At 58.7% G+C, this 25,122-nt stretch carries 25 protein-coding genes; 8 read left to right on the top strand and 17 right to left on the bottom strand.

The window, feature by feature from the left end; all coding sequences use genetic code 11:
- The first annotated feature begins 59 nt into the window (after positions 1–59).
- A complete protein-coding gene (locus ACWKWM_RS00330; protein ID WP_483844219.1) occupies positions 60–1,454 on the top strand; it encodes an HDOD domain-containing protein in 1,395 nt (464 codons plus the stop codon).
- 146 nt (positions 1,455–1,600) lie between these two features.
- On the opposite strand, the gene ACWKWM_RS00325 is transcribed toward ACWKWM_RS00330, so the two are convergent.
- The 4 genes from ACWKWM_RS00325 to ACWKWM_RS00310 form a co-directional block, all read right to left on the bottom strand.
- Positions 1,601–1,975: an SCP2 sterol-binding domain-containing protein gene (locus tag ACWKWM_RS00325; RefSeq protein WP_483844218.1), complete on the bottom strand. Its 375-nt coding sequence runs from the start codon at positions 1,973–1,975 to the stop codon at positions 1,601–1,603.
- A gap of 216 nt (positions 1,976–2,191) precedes the next feature.
- Positions 2,192–2,467: an HU family DNA-binding protein gene (locus ACWKWM_RS00320; protein ID WP_008366879.1), complete on the bottom strand. Its 276-nt coding sequence runs from the start codon at positions 2,465–2,467 to the stop codon at positions 2,192–2,194.
- Positions 2,468–2,657: 190 nt separating this feature from the next.
- The gene (locus tag ACWKWM_RS00315; protein ID WP_483844217.1) at positions 2,658–3,806 is read right to left on the bottom strand and encodes an NAD(P)/FAD-dependent oxidoreductase; all 1,149 of its coding nucleotides are present in this window, start codon (positions 3,804–3,806) and stop codon (positions 2,658–2,660) included.
- A gap of 47 nt (positions 3,807–3,853) precedes the next feature.
- Positions 3,854–4,021 (bottom strand): rubredoxin, encoded by a 168-nt coding sequence (locus ACWKWM_RS00310; protein ID WP_002555879.1) that lies wholly within the window; start codon positions 4,019–4,021, stop codon positions 3,854–3,856.
- Between the two features lie 215 nt (positions 4,022–4,236).
- On the opposite strand from ACWKWM_RS00310, the gene ACWKWM_RS00305 reads away from it, so the two are divergent.
- The gene (locus ACWKWM_RS00305; RefSeq protein ID WP_483844216.1) at positions 4,237–4,812 is read left to right on the top strand and encodes a chorismate--pyruvate lyase family protein; all 576 of its coding nucleotides are present in this window, start codon (positions 4,237–4,239) and stop codon (positions 4,810–4,812) included.
- Positions 4,812–5,702, top strand: coding sequence for a 4-hydroxybenzoate octaprenyltransferase (ubiA, locus tag ACWKWM_RS00300; protein WP_483844215.1), 891 nt, complete (start codon positions 4,812–4,814; stop codon positions 5,700–5,702). Before ACWKWM_RS00305 ends, ubiA begins: the two co-directional genes overlap by 1 nt.
- Positions 5,703–5,738: 36 nt before the next feature.
- Here ubiA and ACWKWM_RS00295 read toward each other — a convergent pair whose 3' ends face one another.
- Positions 5,739–6,119: a COG4315 family predicted lipoprotein gene (locus ACWKWM_RS00295; RefSeq protein ID WP_483844214.1), complete on the bottom strand. Its 381-nt coding sequence runs from the start codon at positions 6,117–6,119 to the stop codon at positions 5,739–5,741.
- A 173-nt stretch (positions 6,120–6,292) separates the two neighbouring features.
- Here ACWKWM_RS00295 and phoB point away from each other — a divergent pair, with 173 nt between their 5' ends.
- The 3 genes from phoB to ACWKWM_RS00280 all read left to right on the top strand — a co-directional run bounded on the left by phoB (position 6,293) and on the right by ACWKWM_RS00280 (position 9,777).
- The gene (phoB, locus tag ACWKWM_RS00290) at positions 6,293–6,982 is read left to right on the top strand and encodes a phosphate regulon transcriptional regulator PhoB (RefSeq protein ID WP_111758630.1); all 690 of its coding nucleotides are present in this window, start codon (positions 6,293–6,295) and stop codon (positions 6,980–6,982) included.
- A 54-nt stretch (positions 6,983–7,036) separates the two neighbouring features.
- On the top strand, positions 7,037–8,338 hold the full coding sequence (gene phoR / locus ACWKWM_RS00285) for a phosphate regulon sensor histidine kinase PhoR (RefSeq protein WP_483844213.1): 1,302 nt from the start codon (positions 7,037–7,039) through the stop codon (positions 8,336–8,338).
- A gap of 98 nt (positions 8,339–8,436) precedes the next feature.
- The gene (locus ACWKWM_RS00280) at positions 8,437–9,777 is read left to right on the top strand and encodes a hemolysin family protein (protein WP_483844212.1); all 1,341 of its coding nucleotides are present in this window, start codon (positions 8,437–8,439) and stop codon (positions 9,775–9,777) included.
- 114 nt (positions 9,778–9,891) lie between these two features.
- Here the strand turns inward: ACWKWM_RS00280 and ACWKWM_RS00275 are convergent, their stop codons facing one another.
- From ACWKWM_RS00275 to ACWKWM_RS00240, 8 genes are all read right to left on the bottom strand, one after another.
- Positions 9,892–10,794 carry a peptidoglycan DD-metalloendopeptidase family protein gene (locus ACWKWM_RS00275; protein WP_483844588.1) on the bottom strand — a complete coding sequence of 301 codons (903 nt, stop codon included), beginning with the start codon at positions 10,792–10,794 and terminating at the stop codon, positions 9,892–9,894.
- A 281-nt stretch (positions 10,795–11,075) separates the two neighbouring features.
- Entirely contained in the window at positions 11,076–11,966 is an 891-nt protein-coding gene (locus ACWKWM_RS00270) for a response regulator (protein ID WP_483844211.1), read from the bottom strand.
- A 168-nt stretch (positions 11,967–12,134) separates the two neighbouring features.
- Complete coding sequence (gene phoU / locus ACWKWM_RS00265; protein WP_483844210.1) at positions 12,135–12,893, bottom strand: phosphate signaling complex protein PhoU; 759 nt, start codon at positions 12,891–12,893, stop codon at positions 12,135–12,137.
- Between the two features lie 63 nt (positions 12,894–12,956).
- Positions 12,957–13,790 (bottom strand): phosphate ABC transporter ATP-binding protein PstB, encoded by an 834-nt coding sequence (gene pstB, locus ACWKWM_RS00260; RefSeq protein ID WP_483844209.1) that lies wholly within the window; start codon positions 13,788–13,790, stop codon positions 12,957–12,959.
- Positions 13,791–13,908: 118 nt separating this feature from the next.
- Positions 13,909–15,579, bottom strand: a complete 1,671-nt coding sequence (gene pstA / locus ACWKWM_RS00255; RefSeq protein ID WP_483844208.1) for a phosphate ABC transporter permease PstA — start codon at positions 15,577–15,579, stop codon at positions 13,909–13,911.
- A gap of 15 nt (positions 15,580–15,594) precedes the next feature.
- Entirely contained in the window at positions 15,595–17,880 is a 2,286-nt protein-coding gene (locus tag ACWKWM_RS00250; RefSeq protein ID WP_483844207.1) for an ABC transporter permease subunit, read from the bottom strand.
- 167 nt (positions 17,881–18,047) lie between these two features.
- A complete protein-coding gene (locus ACWKWM_RS00245) occupies positions 18,048–19,049 on the bottom strand; it encodes a phosphate ABC transporter substrate-binding protein PstS family protein (RefSeq protein ID WP_483844206.1) in 1,002 nt (333 codons plus the stop codon).
- Between the two features lie 152 nt (positions 19,050–19,201).
- Positions 19,202–20,494: an MFS transporter gene (locus ACWKWM_RS00240; protein ID WP_483844205.1), complete on the bottom strand. Its 1,293-nt coding sequence runs from the start codon at positions 20,492–20,494 to the stop codon at positions 19,202–19,204.
- A 382-nt stretch (positions 20,495–20,876) separates the two neighbouring features.
- On the opposite strand from ACWKWM_RS00240, the gene ACWKWM_RS00235 reads away from it, so the two are divergent.
- Both ACWKWM_RS00235 and ACWKWM_RS00230 read left to right on the top strand, forming a co-directional pair.
- Positions 20,877–21,278, top strand: a complete 402-nt coding sequence (locus tag ACWKWM_RS00235) for an acyl-CoA thioesterase (RefSeq protein ID WP_331187845.1) — start codon at positions 20,877–20,879, stop codon at positions 21,276–21,278.
- A gap of 99 nt (positions 21,279–21,377) precedes the next feature.
- On the top strand, positions 21,378–22,304 hold the full coding sequence (locus ACWKWM_RS00230; protein ID WP_483844204.1) for a D-hexose-6-phosphate mutarotase: 927 nt from the start codon (positions 21,378–21,380) through the stop codon (positions 22,302–22,304).
- A gap of 114 nt (positions 22,305–22,418) precedes the next feature.
- Here the strand turns inward: ACWKWM_RS00230 and ACWKWM_RS00225 are convergent, their stop codons facing one another.
- From ACWKWM_RS00225 to purE, 4 genes are all read right to left on the bottom strand, one after another.
- On the bottom strand, positions 22,419–22,955 hold the full coding sequence (locus ACWKWM_RS00225) for a DUF3299 domain-containing protein (protein ID WP_483844203.1): 537 nt from the start codon (positions 22,953–22,955) through the stop codon (positions 22,419–22,421).
- A gap of 79 nt (positions 22,956–23,034) precedes the next feature.
- Positions 23,035–23,280, bottom strand: coding sequence for a GlsB/YeaQ/YmgE family stress response membrane protein (locus ACWKWM_RS00220; protein WP_483844202.1), 246 nt, complete (start codon positions 23,278–23,280; stop codon positions 23,035–23,037).
- 140 nt (positions 23,281–23,420) lie between these two features.
- Complete coding sequence (locus tag ACWKWM_RS00215) at positions 23,421–24,503, bottom strand: 5-(carboxyamino)imidazole ribonucleotide synthase (protein ID WP_483844201.1); 1,083 nt, start codon at positions 24,501–24,503, stop codon at positions 23,421–23,423.
- 7 nt (positions 24,504–24,510) lie between these two features.
- Complete coding sequence (gene purE / locus ACWKWM_RS00210; RefSeq protein WP_483835197.1) at positions 24,511–25,002, bottom strand: 5-(carboxyamino)imidazole ribonucleotide mutase; 492 nt, start codon at positions 25,000–25,002, stop codon at positions 24,511–24,513.
- Positions 25,003–25,122: the final 120 nt, after the last annotated feature.

Here is a 25,122-nt window from a genome sequence, read left to right as displayed (position 1 = left end):
ACCCTCACAACAATTAAGCTGGTTATACTCCAACGATTGTAGGAACTTGGATCCATACCATGACAGAAGTTGCCCACGTCGACGCAACCCCTCACGCCCCGTCTGTCATCCGGCAGTTGCTTGGCAAATTGGCCATCAACTATCGCGAAGTCATGGACGACGAAAAAATCCCTGCAGCGCAGAAGATCCAGGCGGTTCTGGTGGACGATGCGGTGGGTGCGCTGCTGATTCTGTTCCCCAAGAATCATCTGCTGGACCTCAATCGGATCACCGAGCTGACCGGGCGCAAGTTGACGGCTGTTCCGCAGGAGCGCATTGAGCAGATGCTGGGTAAGCACAGTCTGCGCATGCTGCCGGGTTTGCCTGCGCTGACGGGGGCTCCTTGCCTGTACGAAGAGCGCATTCTTCAGGAACCGCTGCTGCTGATCGACTCGGGCGAACCTGGCTTGTTGCTGGAAATTGCCTGCGATGACTATCGTGGCCTGTTGAGCAAAGCCAGTGCTGCGCGCTTCGGCGAGCCAGTGACCTCTGTTCAACCCAATCTCGACCGACCCGATGATGACCGCAAGGAAATCACCAAAGCGATGCAGGACTTCACCGCCCGACGCATTCAGCAGCGTCTGGAGGCTACGGTGGAGATTCCACCCTTGGCCGATACGGCGCAGAAGATCATCAAATTGCGAGTCGATCCGGATGCGACCATCGATGACATCACCGGCGTGGTTGAAACCGATCCGTCGCTGGCCGCGCAGGTCGTCAGTTGGGCGTCTTCTCCCTATTACGGTTCTGCCGGCAAGATCCGCTCGGTAGAGGACGCAATCGTTCGGGTGCTGGGTTTCGATCTGGTCATCAACCTGGCGCTGGGCCTGGCGCTGGGCAAAACCCTGAGCCTGCCCAAAGATCAGCCGCAACACACGACGCCGTATTGGCAACAGTCGATCTACACCGCAGCGGTCATTGAGGGTTTGACCCGCGCAATGCCGCGCGCCAAGCGTCCGGAGAACGGCCTGACTTACCTGGCAGGTCTGCTGCATAACTTCGGATATCTGCTGCTGGCACACGTGTTTCCGCCGCATTTCTCGCTGATCTGCCGCCAGATCGAGGTCAACCCTCATCTGCATCACAGCTTTGTCGAGCAGCACCTGTTGGGCATCACCCGTGAGCAGATCGGCGCTTGGCTGATGCGCAGTTGGGACATGCCCGAGGAGCTGTCCACTGCGCTACGCTTCCAGCACGACCCGCATTACGACGGTGAACACGCGGCGTACGCCAATCTGGTGTTCCTGGCGGTCAGCCTGCTGAAAAAACAAGGCATCGGCTCAGGCCCGGTTGAAAGCATTCCGGATGAACTGTTTGAACGTCTGGAGCTGTCCCGCGAAAAGGCCGACGATGTCGTGCACAAGGTGCTGGAAGCAGAAACGCTGCTGCGGGAACTGGCTGCGCAGTTTCACTGATTTGAACCCGCGACCATACGCGGGTTAAAGCACCACTTGTGGGAGCGGACCTGTCCGCGAAGGCAATCTGACGGACGCCAGATATGCGTGGGGCTTGCGGGCCTCTTCGCGGACAGGTCCGCTCCCACAGAATTTATGTGTGGCGCTTACTTCTTCTTTCTCGGCTTCAGGTACTTCATCAAACCCTGAAACCACATCACCAGACCGGTATTGCCCTTCACCAGAATGTCTTTGTCCTGGATCCCCTGCATGAACGCCAGCTGCTTGTTCTGCGCTTGCAGCGTAGCGAAGCCGAACGCGGCATCTTTGAACGCGATGGAAAACGCAGGCTCCAGCACAACGCCGCTGCGACTGCTGATGCGCTGGTCTTTGACGATGAAATGCCGGGCGACCTTGCCGTCGAACGTTTGCAACTGAAACGTCAGGTCTTTGCCTGCCAATTGTTGCTGGAACGCCGGATTGTTGCGACTCGCGCGGGCCATCAGCAAACCCAGCATCCACAATAGAAAACGAAATTTCATGCGCGTGGCTCTCAACGTGACCGGTCTGGATGTCGCGACCGCGTCGCAGTGTAGCGGGCTTGAATCGCGCAGTCGCAGGCAGAACCCGTCGGTCGCAAAGTGGCGATTCAGACCGCTCACTGGTCTCAAATCGCAGGCATAAAAAATGGGCATTCAAAGTTCATTGATATGCCCACTTTCCTTGCTCTGCGCCTCCCGCTAAAGGCGTCGAGCGGTTTACGGGTTGACGCTGTCTTTCAGAAACTTGCCCGGCTTGAATGCCACAGTGTTGCTTGCCTTGATCTTCACCGGCTCACCGGTTTGGGGGTTTTTGCCTGTGCGTGCGCCGCGATGACGCTGCAGGAACGTACCAAAACCAACAAGGGTGACGCTGTCCTTTTTGTGCAAAGCGTTCGTGATTTCTTCAAGGACGGCGTTGAGTACGCGATTGGCTTGTTCTTTGGTGAGATCTGCTTTTTCAGCGATGGCGGCTGCGAGTTCTGGTTTACGCATATGAAGCCTCATTTACAGTTTTTTGTTGTTATGTGCCGAGCTACTCGTCCTGAGCAGCGAGCAGGCTGCCGCAACGGCTCTACGTTGCGGCTGACGGAAATGAGAATGGCATGCTGCCGAGACCTGCGCCAGTACGTGCCCGACGTTTGTGAGAACAAAACCGCGGGTTATCCGACAGAACGACCGGTATTTACGCCAACAACGCCGGCAATGCCTTGTTCAGCGCCAGTTTGTCCATGACCGCAGTGCCAGTCAGCGCATATCCCAGCAGGTTTCCATCAGCATCGTGGCACAGCGCTTTGATGTCCGCGCCCTGCCCTTCAACGCTCCAGACACCTTCGGTGCCCTTGGGCGGCGGCGAGACCACCAATGGGCAAACCGGTGTTTTAACAGTCACTGGCATCGGCCCATATTTGACTGCCGTCGGCGTTCCAGCCAGGGTTTGCGCCAGCGCACGTGCGCAGCTCATCAACGGCATAACGTAGAGCAAATTCAGGCCATCCACTTCGGCGCAATCGCCTAGCGCATAGATATTGGCGTGGGACGTCTGCAGATGACGGTCAACCACGACACCGCGGCCGATTTCCAGACCTGCCGCCGCAGCGAGATCGACTCGCGGCCGCAACCCGATAGCCGACACGACCACATCACAGCGCACCACTTCGCCATCGGACAGATGCGCTTCCAGACCATCGTCGGCGCGCAACAGACGCGTGAGCACCGGCCCTAGGCGAAAACGCGCGCCAAGACCTTCCAATCCCATCTGCACGGCACTTGCAGCCGCCGGATGCAGCAGCGTCGGCATGACTTGCTCGCACGGCGCCACCAGATCGACTTCGTAGCCGCCCGATATCAAATCATTGGCGAACTCGCAGCCAATCAGGCCAACGCCAAGAATCAGCACCCGGCGTTTACCGGCCGCCGCCAGACGAAAGCGCGCGTAGTCTTCCAGGTCATTGATCGGGAAGATCGCATCACTGGCATTACCCTGCACCGGCACCCGGACAGTTTCAGCACCCCAGGCCAGAATCAGATCTCGATACTCCACCGCCTCCTCGCCTATCCACAGACGCTTATGGCCAGGGTCGATACCGCTGATGCGCGTATGCGTGCGCACTTCGGCCTTGAGCTGATCGGCCATTGCGCCGGGTTCTGCCATGCTCAGGCCGTCGGCTTCTTTGTTCTTGCCAAAGCCCGTTGAAAGCATGGGCTTGGAGTACGAACGGCCGTCGTCAGCGGTGATTAGCAACAGCGGCGTTTCGCCATCGAGCTTGCGAAACTCCCGAGCGAGGTTGTAACCCGCAAGGCCGGTGCCAATGATCACAACGGGGGCATTCATTCGTTCGTATCTCCTGTGTATAGCCGGGTAGGTGCGGCGTGAAGGGATCAGCCGATCTCGATCATTTCGAAATCCATTTTGCCAACGCCGCAATCCGGGCACAGCCAGTCTTCGGGGACGTCCTGCCAGAGGGTGCCAGGTGCGATGCCGTCGTCCGGCCAACCATCGGCTTCGTTATAAATCAGGCCACAGACAATGCATTGCCACTTTTTCATCGATCGGTTCTCTCACGGCGTAGTGTGCTCAGGCGGCGCTTCGCGCACCCAGTCTCTTCGCGTAACCGCCTATTTTTTGACTGGGTCAGGGCGTTTTACTGATCGCAACGCTTTGACGCAAGCGCCATCGACGTAAAGGCCTGGGTCCGGTCGTCGGCCCAAACCTTCAATCATGCTAAGCTCGCCGCCTCCATTGCTGCCAATAAATGCCCGCCGTGAACCAGCAAAATCCCGCATCCCCGATCCAGGACTGGCGCCCGCGCGATCAAATGATCGACACACCCCAGCCCGTCATTCTCAAGTGGCTCTTCAACGAAGACTCGCTCACCCGCCGCCTCACCCGTCTCAGCGCAAACGGTTTCAGCGTCACGCCACTGCTTGAGGGCTGGCAGCCATTGCGCCCCGACGAATGTGCCGCGCTCGACCTCGCTGAAGGCAGCGAAGGTTGGGTCCGGGAAGTGTATTTGCGCGGTCATGGCCAAAAATGGGTGTTTGCCCGCAGTGTCGCTGCTCGCGCGGCTCTGGAACAGGATGGCTTGCACATGGATGAACTCGGCACCCGCTCGCTGGGAGAATTGCTGTTCAGCGACAAGGCCTTTGAGCGCGGTCCGATGCAAGTCTGCCGCTACCCTGCTGACTGGTTGCCCGCCGACGACGCGCAAGATGACCTGTGGGCCAGACGCTCGTGTTTCAGTCGGGGGAGCTTGAGCATTCTGGTCGCGGAAGTCTTTTTGCCCACGCTGTGGGACGCCATCGAAGCTGCCGAACCCGTCACTGCGGAGCAACGCTGATGTACGTCTCTTTGCTCAAATCGCTCAATCGTCTGAACCCTCGCGCGTGGGATTTCGTGCAGCTGACCCGCATCGACAAACCCATCGGCATTTATCTGCTGTTGTGGCCAACGCTGTGGGCGCTATGGATTGCCGGTAAGGGTTCGCCGTCGGTGGCGAACGTACTGATTTTCGTCGTCGGCGTATTTCTGATGCGCGCAGCGGGCTGCGTGATCAATGATTTCGCCGACCGCAAAGTCGACGGCCATGTCAAACGGACCGAACAACGCCCGCTGGTGAGCGGCAAAGTCAGCAGTAAAGAAGCGCTGGTGCTGTTTGCGATTCTGGTCGGGTTGAGCTTTTTGCTGGTGCTGCTGACCAATTCCACCACGATCTGGCTGTCGTTCGGCGGTCTGGCACTGGCGGCCTGTTATCCGTTCATGAAGCGCTACACCTATTACCCGCAGGTTGTGCTGGGCGCGGCGTTCTCGTGGGGGATGCCGATGGCGTTCACGGCCGAGACCGGCGATCTGCCTGCCGCCGCGTGGTTGCTGTACATCGCCAATCTGCTGTGGACGGTGGGTTACGACACGTATTACGCGATGACTGATCGCGAAGACGATTTGAAGATCGGCGTGAAATCCACCGCGGTCCTATTCGGCGATGCCGATCGGGTGATCATCCTCACGCTGCAGCTGATGGCCCTTGGCTGTCTGATGCTGGCCGGCGCGCGCTTTGAGCTGGGTTTGTACTTCTTTACAGGATTGATGGTGGCGGCGGGATGTTTCGCCTGGCAGTTCTGGTCGACGCGTGACCGCGAACCTCAGGCCTGCTTCAGGGCGTTCCTGCATAACCATTGGGCAGGGCTGGCGATTTTTGTGGGGATCGTTGTGGATTACGCCCTGCGCTGACCGCATGGCCAGCGCAACGCGTTCGGTGCTTCAAGGTTATGGTTTGGCAACGTGCCAGACATCACCTTTGCCATCGCCGGTTTTGTCGCCAGCCGCTTTATCGTTTTTGAATGTGTAAAGCGCTTTGCCTTTGTAAACCCACTGCGATGCGCCGTCGTCACGCTTGATTACGGTCCAGTCGCCTACAGACTTGTCGGAGCTGGATGCAGTGAACGGTGGCCAGTTCGTCGCGCACTGATCATTGCAAACAGACTTACCAGCCGACGTGTCTTTGTCGAACGTATACAGCGTCATGCTTTTTTGGTCGACCAGAATACCGTCCTGAGTCTTCGCAGGTGCTTCGGCGAATGCCAATCCGGACGACGCCAGGGCGGCGGCAGCGAGCAGCCCCATCAGGGAAGATGAAAATTTGGCCATCAGATAAATCCTCTTTTTTTAGTCGTTGTTGGACAACATTGTTGTAGGACAAGACCTCAAGCTTAGCCCTAGACCGCGCTTTGCTGCTAGCGACTCAACAACCTGTCACACGACTGCAATAATTCCGTTATCTAATGCGCCCCAAGACAGTTAAATGACAAGAGGTTCGAGGCATGGTTGGCAGGAGCATTCTGATCGTTGACGACGAAGCGCCGATTCGCGAAATGATCGCCGTTGCATTGGAAATGGCCGGCTACGACTGTATGGAGGCTGAGAACTCGCAACAGGCTCACGCCATCATCGTCGATCGCAAACCGGACCTGATCCTGCTGGACTGGATGCTGCCCGGCACTTCAGGCATCGAACTGGCGCGCCGCCTCAAGCGCGACGAGCTGACCGGGGACATACCGATCATCATGCTCACCGCCAAAGGCGAAGAGGACAACAAGATCCAGGGTCTTGAAGTCGGCGCCGATGACTACATCACCAAGCCCTTCTCCCCCCGTGAATTGGTCGCTCGCCTCAAAGCCGTGCTGCGCCGCGCCGGCCCAACCGATGGCGAATCCCCCATCGAAGTCGGCGGCCTGCTGCTGGACCCCATCAGTCACCGCGTTACCATTGACGGCAAACCCGCTGAAATGGGCCCGACCGAATACCGCTTGCTGCAATTTTTCATGACGCACCAGGAACGCGCCTACACTCGCGGTCAATTGCTCGATCAGGTTTGGGGCGGCAACGTCTATGTCGAGGAGCGCACTGTCGATGTTCATATTCGTCGCCTGCGCAAAGCCCTCGGCGATGCCTACGAGAATCTGGTACAAACCGTGCGCGGCACCGGCTATCGCTTTTCTACCAAAAGCTGAAAAAACTTTTGGGGCGGTTGCCTGCGGTTCGCTCACGACAAGGACGCGTTTTAATTGAATCACAATTGGCACGGCACGCTGATTCGCCATCTGCTGCTATTGGTCACGGCTGCGCTGCTGGCTGGCCTGATCAGCGGGCATTATGGCTGGTGCCTGGCAATCGGGCTGGCGCTCTATCTGGCCTGGACGTTGAAGCAACTGTTGCGGCTGCACGATTGGCTGCGCCATCACAAAACCGACGAGCCTCCGCCTGACGGCTATGGCTTGTGGGGTGAGGTGTTCGACAGCATTTATCACCTGCAACGCCGAGACATGCGCGTGCGCGGTCGCCTGCAAGCGGTCATTGATCGGGTTCAGGAATCCACCGCGGCTTTGCGCGATGCGGTGATTATGCTCGACAGCGAGGGCAACCTGGAATGGTGGAACCGCGCCGCCGAAACATTGCTAGGCCTCAAGACCCCTCAAGACAGCGGCCAGCCAGTCACCAACCTGGTGCGTCACCCGCGCTTCAAAGAATATTTCGAGCAAAACAATTACGCCGAACCGCTGGAAATCCCGTCTCCAGTGAGTGAGCGCCTGCGCATCCAGCTGCTGATTACCCGTTACGGCAATAACGAACACCTGATGCTGGTGCGCGACGTCACGCGGATTCATCAGTTGGAACAGATGCGCAAGGATTTCGTGGCTAACGTTTCCCACGAGCTGCGCACGCCGCTGACGGTGATCTGCGGCTATCTGGAAACGCTGCTGGACAACGTTGAGGAAGTGAACCCGCGCTGGGTTCGCGCTTTGCAGCAGATGCACCAGCAAGGCGGACGCATGCAGACGCTGCTCAATGACTTGCTGTTGCTGGCCAAGCTGGAAGCCACCGATTACCCGTCTGACAACCAACCAGTGGAAGTCCCGGCGTTACTGCGCAGCATCACCAATGACGCACAGGCGTTGTCCGGCAGCAAGAATCAGCAGATCACCCTGGAAATCGAAGACGAGACCAAGCTCAAAGGCAGCGAGCCAGAATTGCGCAGTGCGTTTTCCAATCTGATTTTCAACGCGGTCAAATACACTCCCGCCGAAGGCAAGATCCGCGTGCGCTGGTGGACCGACGGACGCGGCGCGCATTTGAGCGTGCAGGACTCCGGAATCGGCATCGACAGCAAGCATCTGCCGCGCCTGACCGAACGTTTTTACCGGGTCGATTCCAGCCGTGCATCCAACACCGGGGGGACCGGATTGGGGCTGGCCATCGTCAAACATGTCCTGCTGCGGCATCGCGCGACGCTGGAGATCAACAGCGTGATCGGCAAGGGCAGCGTATTTATCTGCAACTTCCCGCCGATCCAAATGACCAAAGCCTAGCCAAGCTGGCGGATAGCCGCTAAATTGCGCCTCTTGTGCCCGCCATTCCTGGGCGGCACACCCCTTTTTTGATCACACGGAACCCGCAAAACTCCATCATGGACCCTTCCCCTGCTTTAAGCCTCGCCTCCATTTTTGCCGACTTCGGCATGATTCTTTTCGCAATAATTCTGGTTCTGCTCAACGGCTTCTTCGTTGCCGCAGAGTTCGCCATGGTCAAACTGCGCTCGACCCGGGTCGAGTCCATTGCCGAGAAGAACGGCTGGCGCGGCCGCATCCTGCGCACCGTTCACAGTCAGCTCGACGCCTACCTGTCCGCCTGCCAGCTGGGTATTACTCTGGCCTCGCTGGGCTTGGGCTGGGTCGGTGAGCCTGCGTTTGCGCATCTGCTGGCGCCGTTGCTGGAAACATTAGGCGTGCAATCGCCGGAAGTGGTGAAAGGCGTTTCGTTCTTCTCCGCGTTCTTCATGATTTCGTACCTGCACATCGTGGTCGGTGAGCTGGCGCCCAAGTCATGGGCCATTCGCAAACCCGAATTGTTATCCCTGTGGACGGCTGTGCCGCTGTATCTGTTCTATTGGGCGATGTATCCGGCGATCTACCTGCTCAACGCCAGTGCCAACGGCATTCTGCGCATTGCAGGGCAAGGCGAACCCGGTCCACACCACGAGCACCATTACAGCCGTGAAGAACTGAAGCTGATTCTGCACTCAAGCCGTGGCCAAGACCCGAGCGACCAAGGCATGCGCGTACTGGCCTCGGCCGTGGAGATGGGAGAGCTTGAAGTCGTCGACTGGGCCAACTCCCGCGAAGACCTGGTGACGCTGGACTGCAACGCGCCGCTCAAGGAAATCATGGCGCTGTTTCGTCGCCACAAGTTCAGCCGCTACCCGGTGTATGACGCTGACCGCGAAGAGTTCGTCGGTCTGCTGCACATCAAGGATCTGCTGCTGGAACTGGCTGCGCTGGATCACATGCCTGAATCGTTCAACCTGGCCGAGCTGACCCGTCCGCTGGAGCGGGTGTCCAAGCACATGCCGTTGTCGCGTCTGCTGGAGCAGTTCCGTCAGGGCGGCGCGCACTTTGCGCTGGTAGAGGAAGCGGATGGCAAGGTCATCGGCTACCTGACCATGGAAGACGTGCTCGAAGTGCTGGTGGGCGACATTCAGGACGAACACCGCAAGGCTGAGCGCGGCATCCTCGCGTATCAACCGGGCAAGCTGCTGGTGCGTGGCGATACCCCGCTGTTCAAGGTTGAGCGCCTGCTGGGCATCGACTTGGACCACGTGGAGGCCGAGACGCTGGCGGGCCTGATCTACGACAGCCTAAAGCGAGTGCCGGAAGAAGAAGAGGTCATGGAAGTCGAAGGCCTGCGCATCATCATCAAAAAGATGAAAGGCCCGAAGATCGTGCTGGCCAAGGTGTTGAAGCTGGATTAACTACTCTTCGATAGCCCTTGTAGGAGCTGCCGAAGGCTGCGATTGCGGTGTGTCAGGTAGATTGCATCGCAGCCTCGCGTTGCTCGTCAGCTCCTAAACTGGTCTCGCAACAACTCAATTCCCGCCCACCGCAAAGTTCGGCAAGCTCTGAACAGGCTGGGCGAATTCGTAGGGGATCGACTCCAGCGCCAGCCCGACGTTGCGCTGCACCACAAAATGCAGATGCGGGCCGGTGCTGTTGCCGGTGTTGCCTGAGCGGCCCAACGCGCTGCCCACCATCACACGCTGACCTTCCTTGACCACCACCGAGCCCTGCATCAAGTGCAGGTAAACGCCCATGGTGCCGTCATCGTGCAGAACGCGCACAAAGTTGCCTGAGGGGTTTGCACCTCTACCGCTCTGGCCGTTTTCGGTCTTGATCACCGTACCGCTGCGCGCGGCAATGATCGGCGTGCCTTCGGGCATGGCGATATCCAGCGCGTAGCGGCTCTTGGCGCCGAAGTGGCTGTAGGCCCCGTTCGGCCCTTGGCTCAGACGAAACGGTCCACCCACCCACGGCAACGGATAGCGGTAAGCCAATGAATTGGCACTGCGCTGCGGATCGCCAACGATGGAGCGCAAGCTAGGTTTGTAGCTCATGCCCTTGCCGACCTGCTTGGGGCTCAAGGCAATGAGACGCTCGCTGCTGCGGGCCGGGACGGTGCGCCGGATCACCTGATCGGCAACGCCCAGCACGTTTTTCACGCCGGACAGCTTCAGCTCGACCTCCACCGGTGCGTACAAGTCGTTACGCACATAGAGGCTGTCGGTGCCTTTTTCTTTTTTCACATTCAAGCGCACTTGCTGGTCGATGTGCTCAACCATCCGCTCGCGCAATTTCAGCACCGCTGCGCCGGGCACCGCATGATCGGTAAACGACACGACGCCATTGGCATCGGTGTATTTGTAGATGGTGACCGCCCCGGCCGATTGAGCGGTCAGCAGCAAGGCACATACGATCAGCAAGCGCTCGAGCATCGGGAATACATCTGAGTGGTGGCGAATAGAGGCCAGCCTAACAGCGATGTCCATGGATGAGGACTCATGTGTATCAATCGGCAATACACCAAGCGTCAAGGAAATCGCGTCAGGGCCTGATGTGCGGGGATTTGCAATTTCTATGCATCCCACACGTTGTTTCGTCGGACGTAGAACTGCAGGAGCCAACGTGTTGGCGAGGCTTTAATAAGGCGTGTCTCATAAGCCGTATCGCGAACAAGTTCGCTCCTACAGAAGAGCGGTGGTCACGCGGTAGAAAATCAAGCCCCAGGGATAAAGTGCTTCTGCGCCGTGCCGCGAGCAATCAGGCGGGACAGGTAATCCATCTTCTGTGCGTCCTGATCGACGAAGCGGAAAGTCAGCTGCAGCCAGTCGCTGTCGGGTTTTTGCTCGAACGCGACGATGGCGTGCAGGTAACCGTTCAAACGCGCGACCTCGGCGTTGTCGCCCTGCTCCAGGTCCAGGACAGCGGTTTCAAGGATCTGTGGCAGGATCTCGCTGCGACGCACCACCAGCAGCGCCTCCTTGAGGCTCAGCGCTTTGATCACGCACGACTGGGTGCCACTGGACAGACGCAACTGACCCTGTCCGCGACCTGTTGGTTGGGCCGTGACGGGTGCAGGAGCTGCCGGCTGAATCAGCGGCTGAACCGGTGCAGACGCAGACGCCGACACGACCTCCGGACGATTGCCCGTCAGCGCACCCAGCGAATCGTTAGCGAACGCGGAGGTCATGCGAGCAGGTGCGCCCGTCATCAAAGCTTCGAGCTTCCCGACCTTGTGCAGTGCTTTTTTGACTTTGGTCAGCAGCTGCTCGTTGGTGAACGGTTTGCCGATGAAATCCGAGACACCGGCCTGGATCGCCTGTATCACGTTTTCCTTGTCGCCCCGGCTAGTGACCATGATAAACGGCATGTTTTTCAGGCTGTCTTGCTGACGGCACCAGGTCAGCAGCTCAAGGCCGGACATCTCCGGCATTTCCCAATCGCATAGCACCAGGTCGAACGCCTCGCGGCTCAGCAATATCTGAGCCTTGCGGCCGTTGACTGCATCTTCCAGGGCGACGCCGGGAAAGGCGTTGCGCAGCCCTTTTTTTACCAGGTCACGAATGAACGGTGCGTCATCCACCACCAATACACTGACTTTACTCATCGACGCTCCTGATGGCGTGTACCGCAATTGGCGAGCACATCGCTGACTGCTCGCCAACTGCCAAACTGTTTGACGACACCGGGACATGTTGTACGCGGGCGACTTGACGATAGAAAACCGGAAAACGAAAACGCCCGGCTGGTGCCGGGCGTTTTTTTGCAGGCAATCTTATTTATCGTCAGGTGCGTCCGGAACATGAGGAGTTTCGATGACACGACCCTTAACTTCTTCCTGCATGCGCTTGAGGCCCAAGTGGCGAACGTCAGTGCCGCGTACCAGATAGATCACCAATTCGGAGATATTGCGGGCGTGATCGCCTATACGTTCCAGCGAGCGCAGTACCCAGATCACGTTCAACACGCGAGAGATCGAACGCGGATCTTCCATCATGTAGGTGACCAGTTCGCGCAGAGCGGTTTTGTATTCGCGGTCGATAGTCTTGTCGTATTGAGCGACAGACAACGCCAGATCGGCGTCAAAGCGTGCGAACGAGTCAAGTGCATCACGCACCATACTGCGGACCTGATCGCCGATATGGCGGACTTCGACGTAACCGCGCGGCGACTCGCCTTCTTCGCACAACTGAATCGCACGGCGGGCGATTTTGGTCGATTCATCACCGATGCGCTCCAGATCGATCACCGACTTGGAGATGCTGATGATCAAACGCAGGTCGGAGGCGGCAGGCTGACGACGGGCCAGGATGCGTAGGCATTCCTCGTCAATATTGCGCTCCATCTGGTTGATGCGATCGTCGACTTCACGCACGCGTTGCGCCAGACCCGAGTCGGCGTCGATCAATGCGGTGACTGCGTCGTTGACCTGCTTTTCAACCAGGCCGCCCATTTCCAGCAAGTGGCTGCGAACTTCTTCAAGCTCGGCATTGAACTGCTGGGAGATGTGATGTGTGTGGCTGTCTTTGATCATGCTCAATGTCCGTCCGATGAGTTGCGAGACCGCTGCGGTGGTTCAGGGCTGACGAAGCACGTGCTAGCCGTAACGACCGGTTATGTAGTCTTCAGTCTGTTTCCTGGTCGGATTGGTGAACAACGTATCGGTGTCACCGAACTCGACCAGCTTGCCCATGTACATGAAGGCGGTGTAATCCGACACACGCGCCGCCTGCTGCATGTTGTGGGTAACGATCACAATGGTGTATTTGGATTTCAGTTCGTAGATCAGTTCTTCGACTTTGAGGGTCGAAATCGGGTCAAGCGCCGAACACGGCTCATCCAGCAGCAATACTTCAGGCTCAACGGCGATAGTGCGGGCGATCACCAGACGTTGCTGTTGACCGCCGGAAAGGCCCAGCGCGGATTCGTGAAGACGGTCTTTGACCTCATCCCACAACGCCGCGCCGCGTAACGCCCACTCGACCGCTTCGTCGAGCACGCGTTTTTTATTGATCCCCTGAATCCGCAGGCCATAGACCACGTTCTCGTAAATGGTCTTGGGGAACGGGTTGGGCTTCTGGAACACCATGCCGACACGACGGCGCAATTCGGCGACGTCCTCACCCTTGGTGTAGATATCGTGGCCGTCCAGATTGATCGCGCCTTGAACGCGGCAGCCGTCGACCAGGTCGTTCATGCGATTGAACGTGCGCAGCAGTGTCGACTTGCCACAGCCCGACGGCCCGATGAACGCCGTCACGCGTTGCTTGGGGATGTTCATGCTGATGTCGAACAGCGCCTGCTTGTCGTTATAGAACAAGCTCAAGCCCGGCACTTCCAGGGCCACTGACTCGCTCGCCAGATCAAGGCTTTGGCGTTTACGACCCAGCGCCGACATGTTGATGGCGCGTGCAGGAGGATCTTGTTGCATTAGGCTCACTCCGTTCTTAGCTGCAAGCTTGAAGCTGCAAGCCGCAAGTAAAAAAACTGCGGCTGGCTCTGGCCTTCCGCTTGTAGCTTGAAGCTTGAAGCTTGAAGCTTGAAGCTCATCAAATATCCAACGCCCTGTACTTCTCGCGCAAATGGTTGCGCAGCGTCACCGACGACAGGTTGAGCAAGGCGATCACCAGCACCAGCAGCAGCGCCGTGGCGTACACCAGCGGGCGCGCCGCCTCGACGTTCGGGCTTTGAAAGCCGACGTCGTAGATGTGAAAGCCCAAGTGCATGATCTTCTGATCCAGGTGCAAATACGGGTAATTGCCATCCAGCGGCAGCGAGGGCGCCATCTTCACTACGCCCACCAGCATCAGCGGCGCCACTTCGCCAGCGGCCCGCGCCACGGCGAGGATCAAACCGGTCATCATCGCCGGGCTGGCCATGGGTAAAACGATCTTCCATAGCGTCTCGGCCTTGGTCGCACCCAGCGCCAGCGAGCCTTCACGCAGGCTCAGTGGAATACGCGCCAGACCTTCTTCGGTGGCAACGATCACCACCGGCACGGCCAACAGCGCGAGAGTCAGCGAAGCCCAGAGCAAGCCGGGCGTACCAAAGGTAGGAGCTGGCAGCGCTTCTGCGAAGAACAGCCGATCCAGCGAACCGCCGAGCACATAAACGAAAAAGCCCAACCCAAAAACGCCGTAGACAATCGCCGGCACGCCTGCCAGGTTGTTCACAGCGATGCGAATCAAACGGGTGATCGGCCCCTGCCGTGCGTATTCACGCAGGTAGACCGCTGCGAGCACGCCAAACGGCGTAACGATCACCGCCATGATCAGGGTCATCATCACGGTGCCGAAAATCGCCGGAAAGATCCCGCCTTCGGTGTTGGCTTCGCGCGGGTCCTGGCTGAGGAATTCCCACAGCTTCTGGAAATAGAAGCCGAGCTTGGTGAACGTGCCCATCGCGTTCGGCTGATAGGCGTGAACCACTTTGCCGAGACTGATTTCGACTTCTGTGCCGTTAGCATCGCGAGCGGTGAGGCTGTCGCGATTGAAGGCTTCGTGCAGGGCGCCCAGACGCGACTCGATGTCTTTGTAACGGGCGTCGTATTCTGCGCGCTCACTGGCCATGTCGGCCTGGGCTGCAGGAGTCAGTTCGCCATTGAGTTCAAGCTTGCGCGCCTTCAGGCGCAAGCGCTCGATGCCATGGTTAATGGCACCAATGTCGCCCTTTTCCAGACTGGCCAGTTCGTCCGCGAGCTTTTCGACGCGCTGGATACGCTCCTGCAAGGTCGGCCACGCGGCCTCCCCTTCAGCAACGACCTTGCCGCTCTCTTTGACGTTGACCAGATACCCGTAAAAATTGCCCCACTCGCGGCGCTCCAGGGTCATCAGTTCGGCAGGCCTGCGTTGCTCGGTCAGCCACTCGCCCACCACCCAACTGAAATCGCTGGGCCCGATGTCGCGGTTACCGACCTTGATCAGGTCGCGGGTCATGAATTCCGGGCCTTGATCCGGAACCGGCAGGCCTGCGGCTTTCAAGCGCGCGCGCGGCACCAGCTCGGACTGCACCAGTTCGCCCACCAGCACGTGTTTTTCCTGGCTGGGCACATCGTATTGGGCCTGAATCAGGTCGGCCGGCCAGAAATGCCCCAGCCCGCGCACGGCAATGACCAGCAACAGGCCCACGGTCATGATCACCGCGATGGAAACGGCGCCCGCGCTGAGCCAGACGCCGGGGGCGCCGCTTCTAAGCCAGCTCTTGAGGGAGTTCTGTTTCACGAACTTCTACCTTCCTTAGAGAGACGAGTATTTCTTGCGCAGGCGCTGACGGATCAGCTCTGCCAAGGTGTTCATGGCGAAGGTGAACATCAGCAGCACCAACGCGGCGAGGAACAACACTCGATAATGACTGCCTCCCACTTCGGACTCCGGCATCTCCACCGCGACGTTTGCCGCCAGCGTGCGCATGCCTTCGAACATATTCATGTTCATGATCGGCGTATTGCCGGTAGCCATGAGCACGATCATGGTTTCGCCCACTGCACGGCCCATGCCGATCATCAGCGCCGAGAATATCCCCGGGCTGGCAGTCAGAATGACCACGCGGGTCAAGGTCTGCCACGGCGTCGCGCCCAACGCCAGCGAGCCCAGTGTCAGGCCGCGCGGCACGCTGAACACGGCGTCTTCGGCGATGGAATAGATATTGGGAATCACCGCAAAGCCCATAGCGATGCCGACCACCAGGGCGTTACGCTGGTCGTAGGTGATTTTCAGGTCGTTGGTGATCCAGGAGCGCATGTCGCCGCCGAAGAACCAGTTTTCCAGGTGCGAACTCATGCCCAACGAAACCCAGCCCACCAACAGAACCACCGGGACCAAAATCGCACTTTCCCAGCCATCGGGCACGCGCAGGCGAATGGAATCGGGTAGCCGGGTCCACAAGAAGCCCGCCAGCAAGATGCCAATCGGGGTGAAAATCAGCAGGCTGAAAATGCCCGGCAAATGAGCTTCCAGATAAGGCGCCAAAAACAACCCGGCGAAGAAGCCGAGGATCACCGTCGGCATCGCTTCCATCAGCTCTATCACCGGCTTGACCTTGCGGCGCATCCCCGGTGCCATGAAGTAAGCGGTATAGATTGCGGCGGCAATCGCCAGCGGCGCGGCGAGCACCATGGCGTAGAACGCCGCTTTCAGCGTGCCGTAGGTCAACGGGGCAAGGCTGAGCTTGGGCTCGAAATCGGTGTTAGAGGCGGTGGACTGCCAGATGTATTGAGGTGAGTCGTAGTTCTCGTACCAGACCTTGCCCCACAACGCGCTCCAGGAGACTTCCGGATGCGGGTTTTCCAGGTCCAGCGGCAATAGCCTGCCGCCCTGCTCGACCACCACCCGATCCGCGCGCGGGGACATACCGATCACGCCGGGCCCTTCGGACACTTGCTGAACCAGCAGCGTGCGATGGGCCGTGCTGTGAAACACCCCGAGCTTGCCCGAGGCGTCCATCGCGATAAAACCTTTGCGGCGCTGCTCGGCAGTGATCTGGGTAATCGGGGCGCCAGCCATCTGGAAGTCGCGAATGTGCTGCAAGCGCTGCTCGCCGTCGGTATCGCGGGCCATGAACCACTGAGCGATGCCGCCACGGGAGTTACCGATCACCAACGAAATCCCGCCCACCAACTGCGTGCTGGCGGTGATTTCTGCGTTGGCATCTTCGAGAAGTTTGTAGCGACCGTTGAGTGTGCGATCACGCAGGTCGAAGACATCGGCTTGGGCACGGCCATTGATCACGTACAGCCATTGCTGACGGGGATCGACGTAAATGGCTTTCACCGCTGCCGACAGCTGCGGCAGATCGATGCGATTCTGCTCGTGGGTGGTCTCGCCGGTCATCAGGTTCTCTGCCTGAGTCAGGGACAGGACGTGCAATTGGGTGCCGGTCGAGCCCGCGAGAATCAGCGTGGAATCGGTAGCATTGAGGTTGACGTGCTCGATGGCGCGCCCTGCTTCGTCAAGCGTCAGCGGCGCTTCGCCATAGGGATAGGAAATCACGGGCGAGATGGTTTTTTTGTTGTCAGGATAGGTCACGGCATACGCGTGCTTGAAAAGCAGCACCTGCCCTGTGGACAAACCGACGGCCAGCAGTGGCTTGCCGGGCTGATCCTGCCCCACCGAGGTCACGCGGGCACCCGCCGGGATCGGCAACGCCACGCGGTTGAGCTCGGCGCCATCGCTGAGCCTGAAAAATAGCGCTTCGCCTTTGTCCGACACGCGCATGCCGACCTGATTCTGCTCTTCGATGGTGAGGACCATCGGCTTGCCAGCGTCTTGCATCCAGGCGGGGGTTAGCGGTGTTTGCGCGGTCAAGTCGGCGCCTTTGAACAACGGCGCGACGACGTAGGCCAGATAAAAGAAGATGAGGGTGATCGCGGCCAACACAGCAAGACCGCCAACCAGTACATACCAGCGGGTCAGTCGGTCTTTGAGCGCGCGCATTCGGCGCTTGCGTTGCATCGCCGGCGTATTGAAATCAATGCGCGCGGGTGGAGATTTTTCGGTCATCGATGAATTGGCCAAATCATTCATGCGCACACCCTAGCGGCCCTGTATGACAAATACATTACAGCGCGGTGACGCAAAAAAGCCCGCCGCCCTGGGATCGTGGCAGCGGACTGACGCTTGTATGGCGAGCCTCGATCCATAAGGCCTGCTTGTTCTTTTGAGCGGAGCGAACTGTTCGTCCCGCATCAGGGTTATTTAGCTACGACGCCCGCAGCACCTTCTTGTAATCCCAGATCAGCCAAGGCCTTGGAAACCACCTTGGCTGGAAGAGGAATGTAACCGTCTTTCATGACAACTTCCTGACCTTGTCGGGACAAGACAAGGCGAATGAACTCGGCTTCCAGCGGCGCTAGCGGTTTGTTCGGCGCTTTGTTCACGTACACATACAGAAAGCGGGCCAGCGGGTAGGTCCCGTTCAAGGCGTTGGCTTCGTTGTCTTCGACATACTCGCCGCCTTCCTTCTTGGCCAGCGGGACAGTGCGCACGCTGGACGTTTTATAACCAATGCCCGAGTAACCGACGCCGTTCAACGAACTGCTGATCGAGCTCACCACCGAGGCCGAGCCAGGTTGCTCGTTGACGTTGGCCTTGAAGTCGCCTTTGCACAACGCCTCTTCTTTGAAGTAGCCATAGGTGCCGGACACCGAGTTGCGACCAAACAGCTGAATCGACTTGCCCGCCAGGTCGCCGGTCAAGCCGACATCACCCCAGGTTTTTGCATCGGTCTTGGCGCCGCACAGCCGGGTCGCGGAAAAGATCGCGTCCACTTGCTGCAGGGTCAGGCCTTTGATCGGGTTGTCTTTGTGAACGAATACAGCCAACGCATCAACAGCGACCGGGATCGCCGTAGGTTTGTAGCCATGTTTTTGTTCGAAGGCGGACAGTTCACCGTCTTTCATCTTGCGGCTCATGGGCCCGAGCGTTGCAGTGCCTTCGGTCAGGGCCGGGGGCGCTGTCGAGGAGCCTGCGGCCTGAATCTGGATGTTCACGGTTGGGTATTCTTTCTTGTAGGCCTCAGCCCACATGGTCATCAAGTTAGCCAAGGTGTCAGAGCCGACGCTGGAAAGATTGCCCGACACACCGCTGGTTTTGACGTACGGCTTGATCGCTGGATCAACGGCGGCGAACGCGCTGCCCGCTGCTGCACCGGCGGCCACAAAAGTCAGTGCCGTCATCAAACGCTTGAGTGTCATGCCTTGCTCCTGGCGAGGTTAACAAAAGATGGCCGGAATGATGATGGCCTTATGACTACTCTATGAAGGGAATATGACAAAAAGATGAAAGGCCGTTTCCTAACGTCGGATAACGGCCTTCTCTTCGCATCGTTATGGCGGCGCGTTGTGTCTCAGACCGGCTTTCTCACCAGCAAGTACACGCCAATCCCCATGCCCAGCGCACACAGAATCGCCACATACCAAGACGGGCCCATTGGGTTGGCCTTGAGCATGAAGGTCACAACCATCGGGGTCAGGCCGCCGAAGATGGCGTAGGCCAGGTTGTACGAGAACGACAATCCCGAAAAGCGCACTGCTGGCGGGAAGGCTTTGACCATCACAAAGGGGACTGCGCCGATGGTGCCCACGAACAATCCGGTGATGGCGTACAGCGGATACAGCAGATCCGGATGGGCGCCGACCAAATGGTAAAACGCCCAAGAGGTGATCAGCAGGCACAGCGAGCCGATCAGAAATACGATCCCGGCGCCAAAGCGATCTGCCAGCGCACCGGCCGCGATGCAACCCAGACTCAGAAAGACGATCGCCAGACTGTTGGCCTTGAGCGCCACGGCGGGGCTGAATCCGTAAACCGTTTGCAGAATGGTCGGGGTCATCAGGATGACCACTACAACTCCTGCCGACAGCAGCCAGGTCAAGGCCATCGACAACACCACGGCGCCACGATGATCACGCAACACGGCCTTGAGCGGGACTTCCTCGGCCAGTGCCTTGCGCAACTGCAATTCAGCAAAAACCGGGGTTTCGTGCAGCCAGCGACGCAGGTAGACCGACATCAGACCAAACACGCCACCGAGCAGGAATGGAATCCGCCAGGCGTAGTCCGAAACCTCGACCGGGCTATAGACGCTGTTGATAGCAGTGGCGACCAGTGAGCCGAGCAAAATACCGGCGGTCAAACCGGAGGTCAGCGTGCCGCAAGCGTAACCGACGTTACGTGCGGGAACGTGTTCGGAAACGAATACCCACGCCCCTGGCACTTCTCCGCCGATGGCCGCACCCTGGATTACGCGCATCAGCAGCAGCAACAACGGCGCCCAGATGCCAATCTGCGCATAGGTTGGCAGCAGGCCCATGATCAAGGTCGGGACCGCCATCAGGAAAATGCTCAGGGTGAACATCTTCTTGCGGCCCAGCAGATCGCCAAAGTGCGCCATGACAATGCCGCCCAGCGGACGAGCCAGATAACCGGCGGCAAAAATGCCAAACGTCTGCATTAATCGCAGCCATTCCGGCATGTCCGCCGGGAAGAACAGCTTGCCCACCACGGCGGCGAAGAACACGAAAATGATGAAATCGTAGAACTCCAGCGCGCCACCCAAGGCAGACAGCGACAGAGTTTTGTAATCGTTACGGGTCAGTGGGCGCGACGGTTGCGCAGCACTTGAAGACACAGAGGACATGAAAATCGCTTCTCTTTTGAGGCTCAATTGGGGCGAACGATCAATAGCAACGAAGGCCGAGGGTGTCGGCGACCCACGCGATTTATCGACTCGACTTGTGCAATCGGGCATCAAAATTGCGTGCCAGAGATGGCGTGGTAGGCCAAATCGGTCCGGCACGATAGCAAATTGTTTCTAAATGCACATTGATAGAAACATCTGACGGTCAAAATGCGAACCGGGCGGTCGAAGCTTCAGCCGTCGCCCGATATACTGCCGGCCGCGACTCAGCCCCGGTCAGCGCAGGGAATTTGTGCGAAAGCATTTAACCAAGTCGATTTCGCAGAGTTTCCCTTTTTAAATGGTATCCACGGCTTTGAGAGTCGTGGTTAGAGGCACAGGCATGATCGAGCTCGAACAAGAAGATCCAATTCCGCAGGGCGATCTCGCTTTGCAAATCACCGCACTCCCGCGCGAGACCAACGGTTTCGGCGATATTTTCGGCGGCTGGCTGGTGGCGCAGATGGATTTGGCTGGCACAGCAATGGCCAGCAAAGTCGCCGCCGGACGTGTAGCAACGGTCGCGATTGACCGCATGGCATTCCTGGTGCCGGTCGCGGTGGGCGCGCAGCTGTCCTTTTATACGCAGACGCTGGAAATCGGCCGCAGCTCGATTCAGATGATGGTCGAGGTGTGGAGCGATGATCCACTGTCCAGTGAATGGCGCAAAGTGACCGAGGCGGTATTCGTCTTCGTCGCCATCGATGGCAGTGGCCGCACCCGCTCGGTACCCGCTCGCCGCTGACGCTGGCGACGTCTGGCTTCGTCGCGCTTGGCATTGCGCAGTAAACTGATCAAGCTTGGCTGAGTCTGATTCAGTCACTGTCCTTTGAGTGAGTACCTTATGCCAACGCCGCAAACGCCCACGACGCAAGTCGAATCCATCGTGCTCGACGAGCTCAACTGCTGGCGCATTCGCCACGGCCATGCCGAATTGGTGATCGCTCAGCAGGGGGCCCATATCGTCAGCTATCAGCTCGACGGGCAGCAGCCACTGATCTGGTCCAATCCCGGCGCCGTTTTCAAGAAGGGCAAAGCAATTCGTGGCGGCATGCCGATCTGCTGGCCGTGGTTCGGTAATTTCCAGCGCAATCCACAATCTGTCCAGACAATGCGCCAAAGCGCCGAGCCGGCCAACGCCCACGGCGAAGTACGCGCTATCGACTGGGAATTGATGGGCATGGGCGAAGACGGCGACGCGCTGATCATCGAGTTCATCCAGCCGCAGGCAGAGGGGCAATTGCCGGACTGGCCACACAAGGTCGGCTTGAAGCTGCACATTCGCCTGGATGATGCCCTGAACGTCAGCCTAGTGAGCTTCAACGCCGGGACTGAGCCCGTCACCCTGAGTCAAGCGTTGCACAGCTACTTTGCGGTCAGCGACGTGCATCAGGTCAGCGTCGAAGGGCTCGATGGCGTGAAATACCTGAACACGCTGGTGAGCTGGGACGAAGAGAATGTGCAGTCAGGCGATCTGACCTTCAGCGCCGAGACCGACCGCATCTATCAGGACACGCCTGAACTGCTGTCCATTGTCGACCCCGCCTGGAACCGCAAGATCCACATCCAGACCCTCGGCTCCAACTCTGCCGTGCTATGGAACCCGTGGATCGAGAAGACCAAGACTTTTTCGGACATGCAGCCCGATGGCTGGCAGGGCATGGTCTGTGTCGAGACGGCCAACGTCATGAGCGATGTCGTGACGATTGCGCCTGATGAGATGCATGTGATGAGTGTGAGTGTTTGGGCAGCGCCGCTATCTGAGGCCTAATTTCACACCCTTGTTGGAGCGAGGCTTGGCCGCGAAGCTTTGTACAGCGACTCTTGCGGAATTCCTCATTAAACGCTTCGCGGGTAAGCCTCGCTCCAACAGGTTACACGTCGCCTACAAATCCGCTTCTGTCACCACCCGCACCTTCGACGCATCCAGCGCGTAGGCCGCATCGGCCAGGTGGTTGTTGACCGTCTCGATTTTCAGCGCGCCGATCACCCACAGCGGCGTATAGATGTCTTCGATTTTCAAACCCTTCGGATACCGCACCAGCACCAGTTGATTGGGTGGCGGTGGCGGCACATGAATGCAGGCGCCTGGATATGGAACGAGGAAGAACAGCGTGCTTCGGCCCTTGGCGTCAGTTTCCAATGGCACCGGGTAGCCGCCCAGACGGATATTTTTGCCGTTCATGGCGGGCACGGTTTTGGTGGAATACATGACAGCGGGCAAGCCCTTGCTTTGTTTCAAGCCGCCCTTGCTGTCGAACGCCCCCTGAGCTTCCGGAGAGTTATGGTCGATGTCGGGCATGGCTTCGAGAGCGTTCTGATCCGACTTGGGCATCAGCGCCAGCCAGTCGGTTTCGGGGATATCAGCTGCGTGTGCAAGCCCGGAGACCAGCAACAGTGAAGCGAGGAGAAGATGACGCATTGAAGGCTCGGCGCAAGTAAGTGATTGGCCGGCATTCTAGCCCTCCGCGCCGCATTAGCGCAGAGGGCCGGTCACACAATTACTTTTTGCTGATCAAGCCGTAGAGCACCAGCAAGACGATCGCACCAACTAACGCACCGAGGAAACCAGCACCCTCGCCTGCTTGATAGATACCCAGCGCCTGACCACCGTAGGTGGCTGCCAGAGAACCGGCGATGCCGAGCACAATGGTCATGATCCAGCCCATGCTGTCGTCGCCCGGCTTCAGGAAACGCGCCAGCAAGCCAACGATCAAGCCGATGAAGATGGTTCCAATGATTCCCATGCGATGCCCCTCTGTATGAATAGATACGCCAAAGCCTAGACCGGCATTGGCATCACGCTATGAGAGATGTGAGGGTGTGGAATGGTTCAATTACAAAACTCCCTCCCACAACGTCCCAGGCCAGACGGTGACCCAGTCAGTCAACCCTTGATCAACGCCTCAACCAGCTTCACCTGACGATCCAGCTTAGCGCGGTCGTGGCTGCGCACTGTGGCGTGACCGACTTTGCGACCGACTTTGAACGCTTTGCCGTAGTGATGCAGATGGCAGTCGTCGATGGCGACAACCTTTTCCACCGCCGGCACTTCACCGATGAAGTTGAGCATCGCGCTCTCGCCGACCTTGGCCGTCGAGCCCAAAGGCAATCCGGCCACCGCCCGCAGGTGGTTTTCGAACTGGCTGCACTCTGCACCTTCAGTGGTCCAGTGCCCGGAATTGTGGACGCGCGGGGCGATCTCGTTGGCTTTCAGACCGCCGTCCACTTCGAAGAACTCGAACGCCATCACGCCAACGTAATCCAGCTGCTTAAGTACGCGACCTGAGTAATCCTCGGCCAAGGCCTGCAGCGGGTGATGGGTGCTGGCAATGGAAATGCGCAGGATGCCGTTGTCGTGGGTGTTGTGCACCAATGGGTAGAAACGGGTTTCGCCATCACGGGCACGCACGGCAATCAACGAGACTTCACCGGTGAACGGCACGAAACCTTCGAGCAGACACGGCACGCTGCCCAGTTCGGCGAAGGTGCCGACCACATCCTGAGCAGTGCGCAACACTTTCTGGCCCTTGCCGTCGTAACCCAGGGTGCGGGTTTTCAGTACCGCTGGCAGGCCGATGCGGGCAACGGCGGCGTCGAGGTCTGCCTGGGACTGGATGTCGGCGAACTCAGGCGTCGGAATGCCCAGATCCTTGAACATGCTCTTTTCGAACCAGCGATCCCGGGCGATGCGCAGGGCTTCGGCGCTCGGATAGACCGGCACGAACTGCGACAGGAAGGCCACGGTCTCGGCTGGCACGCTTTCAAATTCGAAGGTCACCAGATCTACTTCATCAGCCAGCTGGCGCAAGTGGTCCTGGTCGCCGTAATCGGCACGCAAATGCTCACCCAATGCTGCTGCGCAGGCATCCGGCGCAGGGTCGAGAAAGGCGAAGTTCATCCCCAGCGGCGTACCCGCCAGAGCCAACATGCGACCCAATTGGCCGCCACCGATTACACCGATCTTCATGAAAACCTCAGGCCTGGCGCGGGTCTGGATTGTCCAGAACGCTGTCTGTCTGTTCAGCGCGGAATTTCTTCAGCACCGTATGATATTGCGGGTGCTTGGCGCCCAGAATACTGGCCGACAGCAGGGCTGCGTTGATCGCGCCTGCTTTGCCGATGGCTAGGGTCGCCACGGGAATACCCGCGGGCATTTGCACGATCGACAGCAGGGAATCGACGCCGGACAGCATCGATGACTGGACCGGAACGCCCAGCACCGGAAGGTGAGTCTTCGCGGCGCACATGCCTGGCAAGTGGGCGGCGCCACCTGCGCCAGCGATGATCACCTCGATGCCACGGCCTTCGGCCTCTTCGGCGTACTGGAACAGCAAGTCCGGGGTGCGGTGAGCCGACACCACTTTGACTTCGTACGGAATGCCGAGCTTTTCCAGCATGTCGGCGGTGTGGCTAAGGGTGGACCAATCGGACTTGGAGCCCATGATCACGCCAACCAGTGCGCTCATCGTCGTGCCTCTTCATCGAGCGCCCGCAGGCGCGTCTAAAAACAACAAGCCACGCGGGAGAACCGGCGTGGCTTGTCGTACGAATAATGACCGGTGCAACCGGCCAAAGGCCGCGCAGTA

This window comes from Pseudomonas rosaeacicularis, assembly GCF_057128745.1.
The sequence above is the reverse complement of the archived record's forward strand: the minus strand, read 5'-3'. Positions and strand labels throughout refer to the sequence as shown.

What these genes read in the sequence shown, in the direction of transcription:
- ACWKWM_RS00330 (WP_483844219.1), top strand. Translation starts at nt 60, where the DNA reads ATGACAGAAGTTGCCCACGTCGACGCAACCCCTCACGCCCCGTCTGTC.
- ACWKWM_RS00325 (WP_483844218.1), bottom strand. Translation starts at nt 1,975, where the DNA reads ATGAAATTTCGTTTTCTATTGTGGATGCTGGGTTTGCTGATGGCCCGC.
- ACWKWM_RS00320 (WP_008366879.1), bottom strand. Translation starts at nt 2,467, where the DNA reads ATGCGTAAACCAGAACTCGCAGCCGCCATCGCTGAAAAAGCAGATCTC.
- ACWKWM_RS00315 (WP_483844217.1), bottom strand. Translation starts at nt 3,806, where the DNA reads ATGAATGCCCCCGTTGTGATCATTGGCACCGGCCTTGCGGGTTACAAC.
- ACWKWM_RS00310 (WP_002555879.1), bottom strand. Translation starts at nt 4,021, where the DNA reads ATGAAAAAGTGGCAATGCATTGTCTGTGGCCTGATTTATAACGAAGCC.
- ubiA (WP_483844215.1), top strand. Translation starts at nt 4,812, where the DNA reads ATGTACGTCTCTTTGCTCAAATCGCTCAATCGTCTGAACCCTCGCGCG.
- ACWKWM_RS00295 (WP_483844214.1), bottom strand. Translation starts at nt 6,119, where the DNA reads ATGGCCAAATTTTCATCTTCCCTGATGGGGCTGCTCGCTGCCGCCGCC.
- phoB (WP_111758630.1), top strand. Translation starts at nt 6,293, where the DNA reads ATGGTTGGCAGGAGCATTCTGATCGTTGACGACGAAGCGCCGATTCGC.
- ACWKWM_RS00280 (WP_483844212.1), top strand. Translation starts at nt 8,437, where the DNA reads ATGGACCCTTCCCCTGCTTTAAGCCTCGCCTCCATTTTTGCCGACTTC.
- ACWKWM_RS00275 (WP_483844588.1), bottom strand. Translation starts at nt 10,794, where the DNA reads ATGCTCGAGCGCTTGCTGATCGTATGTGCCTTGCTGCTGACCGCTCAA.
- ACWKWM_RS00270 (WP_483844211.1), bottom strand. Translation starts at nt 11,966, where the DNA reads ATGAGTAAAGTCAGTGTATTGGTGGTGGATGACGCACCGTTCATTCGT.
- phoU (WP_483844210.1), bottom strand. Translation starts at nt 12,893, where the DNA reads ATGATCAAAGACAGCCACACACATCACATCTCCCAGCAGTTCAATGCC.
- pstB (WP_483844209.1), bottom strand. Translation starts at nt 13,790, where the DNA reads ATGCAACAAGATCCTCCTGCACGCGCCATCAACATGTCGGCGCTGGGT.
- ACWKWM_RS00250 (WP_483844207.1), bottom strand. Translation starts at nt 17,880, where the DNA reads ATGAATGATTTGGCCAATTCATCGATGACCGAAAAATCTCCACCCGCG.
- ACWKWM_RS00245 (WP_483844206.1), bottom strand. Translation starts at nt 19,049, where the DNA reads ATGACACTCAAGCGTTTGATGACGGCACTGACTTTTGTGGCCGCCGGT.
- ACWKWM_RS00240 (WP_483844205.1), bottom strand. Translation starts at nt 20,494, where the DNA reads ATGTCCTCTGTGTCTTCAAGTGCTGCGCAACCGTCGCGCCCACTGACC.
- ACWKWM_RS00235 (WP_331187845.1), top strand. Translation starts at nt 20,877, where the DNA reads ATGATCGAGCTCGAACAAGAAGATCCAATTCCGCAGGGCGATCTCGCT.
- ACWKWM_RS00230 (WP_483844204.1), top strand. Translation starts at nt 21,378, where the DNA reads ATGCCAACGCCGCAAACGCCCACGACGCAAGTCGAATCCATCGTGCTC.
- ACWKWM_RS00225 (WP_483844203.1), bottom strand. Translation starts at nt 22,955, where the DNA reads ATGCGTCATCTTCTCCTCGCTTCACTGTTGCTGGTCTCCGGGCTTGCA.
- ACWKWM_RS00220 (WP_483844202.1), bottom strand. Translation starts at nt 23,280, where the DNA reads ATGGGAATCATTGGAACCATCTTCATCGGCTTGATCGTTGGCTTGCTG.
- ACWKWM_RS00215 (WP_483844201.1), bottom strand. Translation starts at nt 24,503, where the DNA reads ATGAAGATCGGTGTAATCGGTGGCGGCCAATTGGGTCGCATGTTGGCT.
- purE (WP_483835197.1), bottom strand. Translation starts at nt 25,002, where the DNA reads ATGAGCGCACTGGTTGGCGTGATCATGGGCTCCAAGTCCGATTGGTCC.